This is a genomic window from Clostridium sp. 19966 (assembly GCF_032335695.1).
Lineage (GTDB): Bacteria > Bacillota > Clostridia > Clostridiales > Clostridiaceae > JACTOJ01.
The window spans coordinates 26790-39901 of record NZ_JACTOJ010000005.1; the positions used below are offsets into that span (position 1 = coordinate 26790).

The 13112-nt window shown below is 30.1% G+C and carries 12 protein-coding genes and 1 other annotated feature; of the genes, 10 read left to right on the forward strand and 2 right to left on the reverse strand.

The features are described 5' to 3' along the window. Nucleotides 1-57: 57 nt before the first annotated feature. The 9 genes from IAI10_RS06375 (at nucleotide 58) to IAI10_RS06415 (ending at nucleotide 10138) form a co-directional block, all read left to right on the forward strand. Nucleotides 58-1704, forward strand: a complete 1647-nt coding sequence (locus IAI10_RS06375; protein WP_315672458.1) for an OPT/YSL family transporter — start codon at nucleotides 58-60, stop codon at nucleotides 1702-1704. 18 nt (nucleotides 1705-1722) lie between these two features. Further along, nucleotides 1723-2565 carry a type II pantothenate kinase gene (coaW, locus tag IAI10_RS06380; protein ID WP_315672459.1) on the forward strand — a complete coding sequence of 281 codons (843 nt, stop codon included), beginning with the start codon at nucleotides 1723-1725 and terminating at the stop codon, nucleotides 2563-2565. Between the two features lie 178 nt (nucleotides 2566-2743). Next, nucleotides 2744-3502 carry a PilZ domain-containing protein gene (locus IAI10_RS06385; RefSeq protein WP_315672460.1) on the forward strand — a complete coding sequence of 253 codons (759 nt, stop codon included), beginning with the start codon at nucleotides 2744-2746 and terminating at the stop codon, nucleotides 3500-3502. 118 nt (nucleotides 3503-3620) lie between these two features. Further along, nucleotides 3621-4913 (forward strand): SPFH domain-containing protein, encoded by a 1293-nt coding sequence (locus IAI10_RS06390; RefSeq protein WP_315672461.1) that lies wholly within the window; start codon nucleotides 3621-3623, stop codon nucleotides 4911-4913. Between the two features lie 21 nt (nucleotides 4914-4934). Continuing rightward, a complete protein-coding gene (locus tag IAI10_RS06395) occupies nucleotides 4935-5288 on the forward strand; it encodes a hypothetical protein (RefSeq protein ID WP_315672462.1) in 354 nt (117 codons plus the stop codon). Between the two features lie 12 nt (nucleotides 5289-5300). After that, nucleotides 5301-5852, forward strand: coding sequence for a hypothetical protein (locus IAI10_RS06400; protein ID WP_315672463.1), 552 nt, complete (start codon nucleotides 5301-5303; stop codon nucleotides 5850-5852). A gap of 41 nt (nucleotides 5853-5893) precedes the next feature. Then, nucleotides 5894-6131, forward strand: a binding site (T-box leader). A 51-nt stretch (nucleotides 6132-6182) separates the two neighbouring features. Further along, nucleotides 6183-7205, forward strand: coding sequence for a tryptophan--tRNA ligase (gene trpS, locus IAI10_RS06405; RefSeq protein ID WP_315672464.1), 1023 nt, complete (start codon nucleotides 6183-6185; stop codon nucleotides 7203-7205). Nucleotides 7206-7250: 45 nt separating this feature from the next. After that, nucleotides 7251-7532, forward strand: a complete 282-nt coding sequence (locus IAI10_RS06410; RefSeq protein WP_315672465.1) for a metalloregulator ArsR/SmtB family transcription factor — start codon at nucleotides 7251-7253, stop codon at nucleotides 7530-7532. Between the two features lie 161 nt (nucleotides 7533-7693). Continuing rightward, complete coding sequence (locus IAI10_RS06415) at nucleotides 7694-10138, forward strand: DsrE/DsrF/DrsH-like family protein (RefSeq protein WP_315672466.1); 2445 nt, start codon at nucleotides 7694-7696, stop codon at nucleotides 10136-10138. A gap of 130 nt (nucleotides 10139-10268) precedes the next feature. Here the strand turns inward: IAI10_RS06415 and IAI10_RS06420 are convergent, their stop codons facing one another. Both IAI10_RS06420 and IAI10_RS06425 read right to left on the reverse strand, forming a co-directional pair. Beyond that, a complete protein-coding gene (locus tag IAI10_RS06420) occupies nucleotides 10269-10976 on the reverse strand; it encodes an HD domain-containing phosphohydrolase (protein ID WP_315672467.1) in 708 nt (235 codons plus the stop codon). Between the two features lies 1 nt (nucleotide 10977). Beyond that, a complete protein-coding gene (locus tag IAI10_RS06425; RefSeq protein ID WP_315672468.1) occupies nucleotides 10978-12075 on the reverse strand; it encodes a LysM peptidoglycan-binding domain-containing protein in 1098 nt (365 codons plus the stop codon). A 238-nt stretch (nucleotides 12076-12313) separates the two neighbouring features. Here IAI10_RS06425 and IAI10_RS06430 point away from each other — a divergent pair, with 238 nt between their 5' ends. Continuing rightward, entirely contained in the window at nucleotides 12314-13036 is a 723-nt protein-coding gene (locus IAI10_RS06430) for a lysophospholipid acyltransferase family protein (RefSeq protein WP_315672469.1), read from the forward strand. Nucleotides 13037-13112: the final 76 nt, after the last annotated feature.

Here is a 13112-nt window from a genome sequence, read left to right on the forward strand (position 1 = left end):
TTAAACTATAAAATTTATATAACAGTTTAAAAAGCAATTTTAACAGGAGTGAGTTTTATGTTAAAGACAGAAAAAAAAGAAAAGAAGTTTTTAGGAATAGATCAACTATCTTTAAGGGGAATTCTTATAGGTATGTTGGGTTCCTGCATCATTACAGCTAGCTCAATGTATGTAGCACTTAGAATGAGTTCTTTGCCTTGGCCAACGATATTTGTTGCAATATTATCTATGGCTATACTTAAGGCTTTAGGAAATACGAATTTTAATGAAATAAACATAACTCAAACTGCCATGTCTGCTGGTGCTATGGTAGCTGGTGGTATCGCTTTCACCATACCTGGCTTATGGATAACTGGTGTATGGAAGGATGTTAATATAAAAGGAAGTCATTTTTATATGGTACTTATGATATCACTAGCAGGTATGATTTTGGGTACTATATTAACTTATTTATTAAGAAAAAAATTTATAGAGGAAGAAAAGCTGCCTTATCCAATAGGAGAAGCTGCGGCTGAAACTATTACTACAGGAGACGAAGGCGGAAAAAAGGCTAAGGTTCTTTTTGGAACCATGGGTCTTTCGGCTATTTTTACATATTTAAGAGATAATCTAATGGTGATTCCTACGGCAGTCACATCGAAATTTTTATATGCTAGAAATTATTATGTAGGTGTTTGGCTTTCACCTATGGCCATCGGTATTGGTTATATTATTGGATGGTTATACACTGGAGTATGGTTTCTAGGCTCCGTAATATCCTATTTATTAATAGTTCCTCTTGGAACATATTTCCACATATTTGCTAATGCAGCTGATGCTGTAGCTTTTAAAAATACAGTGGGAATAGGATTGATGGTAGGAACTGGCATAGGGATTCTTATCTCTTTCATAATAAAAAGTATAAAAAATAATGAGAAAAAAAGTATAAATACTAAAGGTTTTTTATCCGAAATATCTTACAAGGGAAAAATGCTGATGTTAATATCAACATTAATAGCTTTTATTTTAAGCATACTATGTAACATTAGTGTGATAGCGTCCTTGCTTCTGATAATAGGTGTATTTATTACTTCAGCTATGGCTGCTACTATAACTGGAGAAACAGGTATTAATCCTATGGAGGTATTTGGTATTATAGTGCTTTTGGCTATAAGAGTATTAGTAAATTTAAATGCTACTTCAGCATTTTTAGTGGCAGGTTGTGTAGCTGTTTCTTGCGGATATGCGGGAGACCTTTTAAATGAATATAAGGTAGGCTATAAAATAGGAACAAACCCTAAAGCGCAATTAATCTCACAAATTGCTGGTGGACTTGTGGGTACTGTTGTAGCAGCAGCAGCTCTTTTTGCTATAATAGGGCAATTTGGAGGAGTTGGAGCTGATAAGAAGTTGCCAGCAGGTCAAGCTTTTGCTGTGAGCCAAATGGTAAATGGAATAGGGGATACAAAAGTATTTATTATAGCATTGATTGTAGGCGTAATATTATATTTGCTTAGGATACCATCCATGACTTTAGGACTAGGAATGTATCTTTCTTTTGAGATTTCTTCAGCAGTATTTATAGGCGGATTAATAAGATTTATAGTGGGTAAGTTTAAAAATAATTCTATAGAAACAGGAAATATTGCAGCTTCAGGTTTATTGGGAGGAGAAGGTATAACTGGCGTGGCTGTAGCTATTATAAAGATGTTCATGGCAGGATAACAAAGGAAGGGATGCGGAATGAGTAATATTGTAGGCATAGATGTAGGGGGAAGCACAACAAAGATTGTAGGACTTAAAGATGGAGAAATTTACAGTCCTATGCTTGTAAGAGCAGGAGATCCATTGTCTTCTATATATGGAGCTTTCGGTAAGTTTTTAAACGTAAATAAATTATCAATTCCTAACGTAGATAAAATTATGGTTACAGGAGTTGGAGCATCTTATTTGACAGATAAAATATATGGAATACCTACTGTTAAGGTTGATGAATTTAATTCTATAGGCAAAGGTGGATTATTTATAAGTAAGCTTAATAGAGCCATAATAGTTAGTATGGGAACTGGAACTACTTATGTTATGGCGGATGAATCAGGAGTCACTCATATGGGTGGTACTGGTGTTGGTGGAGGCACATTACTAGGACTTTCAAATACCATGTTAAATGTGAGAGATTTTAATGATTTAATAAAGACGGCACAAAACGGCAATTTAGTTAATATTGATCTAAACATTGAAGACATAACCACGGATATAAATGAAAACTTGCCATTAGATGCAACAGCATCTAACTTTGGAAAGATAAGTGATTTGGCTTCTAAGTCAGATTTAGCTTTAGGCATAATAAATTTGGTATTTCAAACTATAGGGGTAATATCGGTTTTTGCTACAAAAATATATAATTTAAACGATATTGTTCTTACAGGAAATCTAGCAAATGTTCCACAAGCTAAAGAAATATTCAAAAGAGTAGCAGATATGTTTCATGTTAAATTTTATATATCAGAGAATGCCGAATTTGCTACGGCAGTGGGAGCTGCCTTAATGCATAATGAAAAAGAGAAATGTTTTAATATACAATAAAAGTTAGTTCTAAATATACCTCAGAGTTATTAGTCAATATAACTCTGAGGTATATTTTTTTTCGATTAAAATACAGTTAAAAATGTGTAAAGAAATATATGAATAACACGATACTAATAATATATAATTAAAAAATAATTAAAAAAAATGTATAAACGTGGTATGTGGAGGGAGCTTAATGGATAAAAATTATATAAAAGGTGACTTGTTTATAATAACAGACAAACATATAGGACATGATTTTTATTTATATCCTTATACTCAACAGAATGAAGAAAGCACACGAATATCAGAAGAGGAAAATGAAATAAAAAAGCAAGTAACAAATATAAATGATATTTGTAAAGGAAAATTATTAACTATATATAAAAATAATCTATTAGTAGAAACTTATGAATTAAATAAGTCTTTCATTAAAGAAGGAGAAAATATAAATGTGAAATTACATAAAAATGATAAAGCATATGAGTGTTCAATAAAAGTTTTAGGAATTAAACGAGAGGATAGCAAATTACGCTTGGTTTTAGGCTCTCCTATTGTAGAAAGAGAGCTAGATAGAAGAAACTTCTTTAGAATTAAGCTTTCCATGCGAATTAGATATAGCGTTGTTCCCGAAGGACTATATAATAGCCTATTAGATGTTCCTAAAGGCTGTTTTTTAAAAACTAAAAAATCTATTACCTTGGATATCAGTGCCGGTGGAATAAAAATAATATCAGAAGACTATTGTGAAGAAAATAGATATGTTTTGATATCAATATATTTACCGGATAAAATAGATATACTTTGTAAAGTAGTGCGTGTAGAACCTTATAAAAATGAAGGTAAACTGATTTTATCTATGGAATATGTGAATTTAGATGAAATTATCAGAGATAGATTGGTGGAATTTGTAATTAAGAACGAGGCTGCAAGAATTAGAAAAAATAAGAAATAAAATAAGATTGCATTGAAAAAAACCTTATCTTGGATGTATAATATAATTGCATTATTCAACATATGTAAAATTTAATACTGTTTGGTATTAAATTTTCTTTTAGTATAGGAGTGAGTATATGGCAATTGTGGAAGTTATTAAATACAATGGAAGTAATGATGTTTTTGCATGGAAATATCCTAATGAGGAGATAGGAACATGGTCACAGCTTGTTGTTAATGAATCGCAGGAGGCTATTTTATTTAAAGGCGGAGAGGCTTTGGATATATTTACAAGTGGAACTCATACGCTATCAACTCAAAATATACCAATTTTAAATAAAATCATAAATTTACCTTTTGGGGGAAGGTCGCCTTTTACTGCAGAGGTTTGGTATATTAATAAGGGGTTTTCATTAGATATAAAATGGGGAACGGCTACCCCAATACAGTTACAGGATCCTAAATATAAAATACTTATAAAAGTTAGAGCCTTCGGTCAGTTTGGTATTCAAATAGAAAACTCAAGAAAATTTTTAATTAAGCTAGTAGGCACCACATCTTCCTTTTCAAAGGATACATTACTTAAATATTTTAGGGGTTTATATTTGACTAAGTCTAAAGATGCTATATCTTCTTACTTAATAGATAAGCAGATAAGCATGTTAGAAATTAATGCTCATTTAGAAGAACTTTCAGATTATATAAAAGAAAAAATGAAACCTGTTATGGGTGAATATGGAATAACTTTAGTTGATTTTTATGTTAATGATATTAACGTACCAGAAGATGATCCAGGAGTAATTAAATTGAGAGATGCTTTAGCTAAGCGTGCTGAGATGGACATTGTAGGATATAGTTACAATGAAGAACGTTCTTTTAACACTATGGATGATGCAGTTAAAAATAATCATGGATTATCCTCCGATATAATGAGTGCAGGTGTAGGATTCGGAATAGGACAAGGCATTGGAGCTAATGTTGGACGAATGGCTCAAAATATTACAGCAGATCCTGTCAAAAAAAATTGTCCAAACTGTAATGCAGCTATGGATGCTAAACAAAGATTTTGTGGACTTTGTGGCTTTGACACCGAAAAGATGCACAATGAAAAAGTTGCTGCGTCAGACAAGGTAATTTGTAGTGAATGTGGTGCTACATATTCTACAAATTTTAAATTTTGCCCAGAGTGTGGCAATGTATATAATCCATGTCCTAAATGTCATGCAGATGTTAAAGAAGGCGCAAGCGTATGTCATCAATGTGGAGCGAGCATGCCTAAAAATTGCAGTAATTGTGGCTGCTTAATAGAAAATGAAAATATTAAATTTTGTCCAGAATGTGGAACTTCTCTCGTAAAGATATGTTCTAGCTGTGGTGTGGAAATAAAAGGTGACCCTAAGTTTTGTCCGGAATGCGGCAATAAGTTATAAATTTAGAAAGAAGAGTTGTCTATGGGATTAATAAATTTTTTCAAAAAAACTTATGAAAAAGGCGGGGAAAGCGCAGCTGCTTCAAGCAAGGAAATTCTTAAACAATGTGAGAATATGGTGTTTTCCTTAAAAAATACGGATGAATATAATATGTTTTCCGAAGAGTTAAATGATTTATTAGAGGAGATTAAGTATAGTGATGTTACTTCTGAAAAGTATACTAAGGAATTTGAAATTGTTGAAAAAATACAAAAGCTTTCAGAGGATTTAGAATATTATTCAAATAGTATAATTGATGAAAAAAAAGTAAAAGAATCTATAAAAGCTATTGTTAAATTAGTAAAAGAAAGAAATTTTCAGATTAGGCAGCATTAAGGGGGATTTTATATGTCAAATGAATTGATTATTGGACAAGATGTTCTAAGTAAAAGTAAAAAATTTAACAGAAGAATGATATATGGAATAGTAAGCATACTCTTTGGGGTGTTTGGATTTTTTGACGAATTGACTAACAAAACTGAAGGAATGGCAAGTGGAATTTTATTAGCATTAATTTTTATAGTAGTTGGAATAATTGTTTATAGAAAAGCTAGTGCATCTAAAGCATTTATTTCTAGAGTGAGACAATATATTAGTATGCTTCAAAATGATCCTAACACAGAAATTAATCATATAGCGGAAATAAGTTCTCAAAACTCTGATTTAGTAAAAAAAGATATTTTAAAAATGATAGAAGAAAGATACATTATAGGAGCATATATTGATAATCAATCAAATAAAGTGATTTTTAATAATAATGAGGGTACTGGAAAATCAGAGCCTAATAATCGAACTTTTGTTACTGTTAAATGCAGCAATTGTGGTGCAGAAAATCAGATTAAACAAGGAAGTACAGGTGAATGTGAGTATTGCGGATCACCTATAAGTGATAACCAATGAAAATAAATTGACAATTTAGTGATGAAGATTATATAATTATGTTAAATCCTATGATTAGGAAGAGTAGCTAAGTTTAATTCATCAAAGCGAATTGAGAAGGGTGTAAGCTCAATATGAAAACTATAGTGAATGGGCCTAGGAGGAATGTAGGGAAATTTTTTAAAGTACCTATTATCGTAAACTTCACGTTATAGAAGTTAGAGTACAAATGTGCTTGAATATGAGAGGCAGTATTTTGCTGCAAATTAGGTGGTACCGCGAGTTAACTTCGTCCTATTTATTTATAGGATGGAGTTTATTTTTTACTTAAGTTTATTAAGAGGTGATAAAATGGAGAAGGAAATCATATTGACTGGAGACAGACCAACAGGAAAATTACATTTAGGGCATTATGTAGGATCTTTAAAAAATAGAGTAAAACTTCAAAACACAGGAGCATATGATACCTATATAATGATTGCAGACCAGCAAGCCTTAACAGACAATGCCAAAGACCCCCAGAAAATAATTGATAATCTCATAGAAGTTGCATTAGATTATTTAGCTGTAGGGTTAGATCCTAAGCTTTCAACAATATTTGTTCAATCTCAAATTCCGGAGCTTTCAGAGCTTACCATGTACTATTTGAACCTAGTTACGGTTTCAAGATTACAAAGGAATCCTACAGTTAAAGAAGAAATAAAGCAAAAAAATTTCGAGTTAAGCGTTCCAGCAGGATTTTTTGTATATCCTGTAAGTCAAGCTGCGGATATAACAGCTTTTAAAGCTTCTTGTGTACCAGTAGGAGAGGATCAGCTTCCAATGATTGAACAGACAAGAGAAGTGGTTAGGAGCTTTAATTCTATTTATGGGGAGGTTTTGGTAGAACCTAAGGCATTAGTACCTGAAAGTGGTGCCAGCAGCAGACTTCCAGGAATAGATGGAAAAGCTAAAATGAGCAAATCAATGGGAAATGGGATATATCTTTCAGATGATCCAGATACTTTAAAAAAGAAAGTTATGAGTATGTTTACGGATCCAAAGCATATAAGGGTAGAAGATCCAGGTCAAGTTGAGGGAAATGTTGTATTTACCTATCTAGATGTATTTTGTGAAGATAAACAAATTCTTGAAGAAATGAAAGCTCATTATACTCGCGGTGGATTAGGAGATATGAAAATAAAAAAATATCTTAATGAAATACTTCAAGCTGAACTTGAACCAATAAGAAATAGAAGAAAAGAATATGAGAATGATATATCAGAAGTAAAGAAAATATTATATAATGGAAGTATAAAGGCAAAAGAAAAGGCGTCACAGACATTGAAAGAAGTTAGAGATGCCATTGGTATTGAATATTTTAAAAATCTATAAAAAATACTATAGTAATTATTCATACAGTCGGCAGGAGATGATTTTATGCTAGAAAAAGCCAAAGATATATCTGAACTATTAAAGGTGTTAGCTAATGAAAATAGGTTACTTATAGTCTGTAATCTATTAGAGAGGCCTATGACAGTAAGTGAACTTCATGAGAAGATAAATAATTTAACACAGCCTGCGCTATCTCAGCATTTATCAATTTTAAAGGCCAACAAGATATTGGATTCTACTAAAAATGGTTTAACCATAACATATTATATTAAGGATCATAAAATAGAGAATATAATTCATGCTCTAAAAGAAAATTATTGTGAATAGTGCAATCTAATAATTGAGGATATGTAATTTCTTTGAATAAAAGAAGTTGCATATCTTTTATTTTTCTATTGAATATAAAAAAAATTATGGTATTATATAAGTAATTAAGAATATATTAATATTATAATAAATTAATACCTGTATAGATAAGGAGCGTTTTTATGAATAAAAAAGTTTTGATAATTGGTGGCGTTGCTGGCGGTGCCTCTGCAGCTGCTAGGCTTAGAAGGTTGGATGAATTCATAGATATAGTTATGTTTGAAAAAGGAAACTATATATCATTTGCAAATTGCGGATTACCATATTATATAGGTGATACTATAAAGGAAAGAGATAGGTTATTGATTCAAACCCCAGAGAAAATGAAGAATAGATTTAATATAGACGTTAGAATAAATAGCGAAGTCATGGGAATAGACAGCACGAATAAAACTGTTAAGGTTAATAGTAAAGATAAAGGTATGTATGAAGAAAGTTATGATTATGTAATATTAGCACCTGGGGCAAAGGCAATTGTTCCCAATATACCAGGTATAAATAATCCAAAGATATTAACTTTGAGAAATATTGGCGACATGGATAAAATTAAGAATGAAATTGATTTGTCTATAAAAAATGCAGTAGTGATAGGAGGAGGATATGTTGGTGTAGAGATGGCTGAAAATCTTGCTGAAAAAAATATTAATGTGACTTTAGTAGAAGCAGCTCCTCATATATTAGCACCATTTGATACTGATATAAGTATAGTAGCAGAAAAGGAATTAAATGAAAATGGAGTGAATTTAATTTTAGGTGATGGGGTAGAAAATTTTATAGAAAAAGATTCAAGTATAGAAATTGGATTAAACAGCGGCAAAAAGATTTTAGGTGACATGGTTATATTAGCTATAGGAGTAACACCTGATACTAAATTTATTAGAACTAGCGGTATAAATACTGGTAAAAGAGGACATATACTGGTAAATGAAAAACTGGAAACTAATATTGAAGGAATATATGCTGTTGGGGATGCTATAGAGATTATAGACTTTGTTAATAAAGAAAATGCTGCTATACCTTTGGCAGGACCAGCCAATAAGCAGGGAAGAATTGCTGCTGACAATATAGTAGGATTAAACTCTAAATATAATGGGACTCAAGGGACTTCTATAATTAAGATTTTTGATTTAACTGCAGCAAGTACTGGGAATAATGAAAGAACTTTAAAAAGGCTTAATATACCTTATAAAACGGTGACAATACATCCTGCTTCTCATGCCACTTATTACCCAGATTCCTATCCTATGACATTAAAGCTCATATTTGATAATGAAGGCAAAATATTAGGAGCACAAGGCATTGGTCATGATGGTGTCGATAAAAGGATAGATGTTATTGCCACTGCATTAAGATTGAATGGGACAATATATGATTTGACAGAATTAGAACTGGCATATGCACCTCCGTTTTCATCCGCAAAAGATCCAGTTAACATGGCAGGATATGCAGCTGAAAATATTTTAAATGGAAGCATATCTTCAATTTCTGTAGAAGAATTTAAATCTTATGATAAAGATAATGTTATTATTTTAGATGTGAGAACGAATATTGAATTTAATAACGGACATATAGAAGGAGCAATAAATATTCCTGTGGATGAATTACGAGATAGAATGAAAGAGCTGGATAAAGGAAAAGAAATATTAGAGTACTGCCAAGTGGGACTTAGAGGGTATATAGCTTCTAGAATTTTGATACAAAATGGCTTTAAAGTAAAAAATATAAGTGGTGGTTATAAGTCATTTTTATCTCAAAAATTTGTTCCGTCAAAAGACTTTAGAAATAAAGAAGAAAATATGAAATTAAAAAATAATGAAGCTGAAAATGGAAAATATGATAAAACCATTGATGCTTGCGGATTATGCTGCCCTGGTCCTATTTTACAGGTTAAAAGTACTATAGATGAAATAAAGGAAAATGAAGTTTTAAAGGTTAACGCTTCCGATCCTGGATTCTATGAAGATATAAAAGCTTGGTGCAGAAAAACTAATAATGAATTATTAGATATAAAAAAGGTAAATGGTAAAATTACAGCATTTATTAAGAAGAATGTTACTGATGAAGCTGCTTTCACTTCGCTAAATATACAACAAAATAAAGAGAACAAAACTATGGTTGTATTTAGTGGTGATCTAGATAAAGCTATAGCTTCATTCATAATAGCAAATGGAGCTGCAGCCATGGGCAAAAAAGTTACTATGTTTTTTACATTCTGGGGATTAAATATATTAAGAAAATCAGAAAAAACTAATGTAAAGAAGAATTTTATAGAAACTATGTTTGGATATATGATGCCTAAAGGAAGCGAAAAGCTAAAACTTTCAAAAATGAGTATGATGGGAGTTGGAGGCAAATTAATTAGAAAAATAATGAAAGATAAAAATATATCTTCATTAGAAGAATTAATAAAAACTGCAATAGATAATGGGGTTGAAATAGTAGCTTGTTCAATGTCTATGGATGTTATGGGCTTGAAAAAGGAAGAACTTATTGATGGAGTAAAAATAGGTGGAGTAGGATATTATTTAGGAGAAGCTGAAGATTCAAATGTAAATTTATTTATTTAAAATAAAGCAATAAAGTTTCAAAACAGAGCCGAGAATAAAAATATTACCTAGCAAAAACTTTTAAATTGGAAGTATATTTTAAAACATACTTCCGATTTATTTTGTTACTAAAAATAAATCCTTGTAAAAATCAAGATAAAATTTTAATTAATGTTCTTACCATTAATGAATCAAATTTTATATCAGAATTTTGCGAAAGATAGTCGAGAGCTTTTACTAGCGAAAGCTTGTTTCTGTAAGATCGATTTGAGGTCATGGCAGAAAATACATCTGAAATAGTAACTATTTTAACATGCGAAGATAATGAGTCGCTTAGTTTTCCTAATGGATACCCAGTACCATCTAGTGATTCATGATGATATAGCACTATATCTTGTATTACACTTGTATCAATATTTAATCTATGAAGCATCTTAGAGCCTAAAGCAGGATGATATTTTACAATCTCATATTCTTTGAAATCCAAAGATTCTTTTTTGTTTAAAATACTATTAGGTATATATATTTTGCCAATATCATGTAAAATAGCACCTTTTAATATAATGTAGGTCTCATACTCATTAAATCCAAGCGATTTACAAAGCATAGCTGAAATTATTGCTGTATCTAATGAATGGATAAAAGTATAACTATTATGTGCATCTAATTTAGTTAAGGGATAACTTATTTCTTTATCTATTAAGAGGTTATTAATTAATATGTGTATACTTGGATTATCCTGATAAATTTTATAGGATATTTCAGATGCAATATTATTAAAATATTTAGACTTAATATCTATATCAATAAATTTATTTGTCGGAAAAAATTTTTTTATATTTAAAAAATAGTTATTCATATTAATTTTTAGGTATAAATATCTGGCTTCCTATTTGTATATTACTATTAATTATATTATTATCTTGCGTTAATTCATTTATTTTATCCGACAAGTTTTTACTATATACTTTTTTTACAATATCGAAAAGAGTGTCTCCGTTTTTTACAGTATAGCTATATCCTGAAGTTAAATATTGCTCAGGGATTAATATTTTCATGCCAGGTTTTATATCATTCGTATTTTTAAGTTTATTTATAGCTAAAATTATGTGGCTTGCTGCATTATAAGGACAAGTTTCCTTATATTTTTTACATATACTCATTAATGTATCATTTTTTTCTACAGTATAATTTATTGTATTTGACAAACTTGATATTTGAAATCCATTGGTGGAATTATTATTTTTAGTTTGTTGAGTACTTTCAGTGCTTTTAGAAGATGGAATAAATATTTTTTCTCCGATTATTAGATTATCATTGCTGAGATAATTATAATTTTTAAGTGTTTCAATAGCACTGTTTACATTATTTTGGGATAAGTAATTTTTGGCTATTAGGTACAAAGAATCTCCGCTTTTTACAGTATAAGCTGTTCCCGAGGAGATATATTCATCTGGTATTTTTATGCTCATTCCAGAAGTAATATCTTTTACACTACTTAGATTATTTGAATTTAAAATAGCTTTAATAAAGGTATCTTTAGGGCATCCTTTAGAAAGATTTTTATATATTGTATCTATGGAATCATCTTTTTTTACAGTATATGTAGTAACAGAACCTAAATTTGTATTAGTGTTTTTATTGTCTGAAGTAGTTTTATTGGATTCAGTAGTTGCACTTGTAGTATTATCCTGAGAACTATTAGAATTATTGCTAACAGCTGCAGAATCTGATTTGGTATCTGCTGTATTAGTACTAGCACTTGTTCTATTATCTATTACAACTGGACTTTTACCCTGCGAATCATTATTCTTTGCAACATTACTCTGATTGCTTTGAAGGTTTGCATTATTAGAATTATTTGTGTCTGATGTAGCTGCTCTATAAATACTTACACAGCTTATAATTGCACACAAAATAAAAATTATAAATATAATATCTTTTTTCTTAATATTCATATAAACTTCACTCCTGTCTTATATATCAATGATTATTGACAGAAATTCTAAATGATAATCAGCAAATAATAAATTTTTACATAAAATTTTATTGCTTAAGGATTTACTTTATGTTTATAATCTTTATTATTTGTGTTACTATAATGAAATGTAGATTAATACAAAAGAACGAGAATAAAAAGTTGTGCTGCTAAGAAAAGCAAGTTTTTTTATTAATTAAATACTTTGGAGGAAATGAATGATTAAATTATTTTGGTATTCTTATTTTGCTATATATTTATTTTTGCAAAGTACATCTATTCTTAAAGTAAAATATTTAAAATTATTTAAGCCGGAGGAAGTAGATAATTATGTAGATAAAAAAATAAAAAATATAGCAAGACATATATTATATAAGTCCAAGACTATAGTTGAAGTTTATGGGCTTGAAAATATACCTTCAGATCCTGTAGTATTTGTAGGCAATCATGAAGCCATATTTGATGCTTTTGCTATATTGCCGTATATTACAAAATCGGGATTTATAGCTAAAAAAGAGATTCAGAAATTACCTTTAGTAAATTGGTGGCTTAGACAAATACATTCTGTATTTATAGACAGAACAAATGTTAAAGATGGAATCAGAGCAATAAATCAGGGAGTGGAAAATATAAGAAAAGGATACTCTATGGTAATATTTCCAGAAGGGACAAGAAGTCTAAAATCACAGATGGGTGAATTTAAAAAAGGAAGTTTGAAACTGGCTTTAAAGTCAAAAGCTCCGATAGTTCCATTTACTGTGGATGGTACTTATAGAGTTCTTGAAGTAGGAAATAAAGTGAGAGGAAATACTATAAAAATCATGTTTCATCCACCAATAAACATTAATGAAATTTCTAAAGAAGAAGAGAAAAATTTATCCGATATAGTTTATAACATTATAAAATCCGGACTTGATGATTTTAATAAAAGGCAGTGCTAAGCACTGCCTTTGTTTATGTTTCATTAGTGATAGTTTATAATCATAATCCTCCAGTATTAATGAATATTGTAGGTTA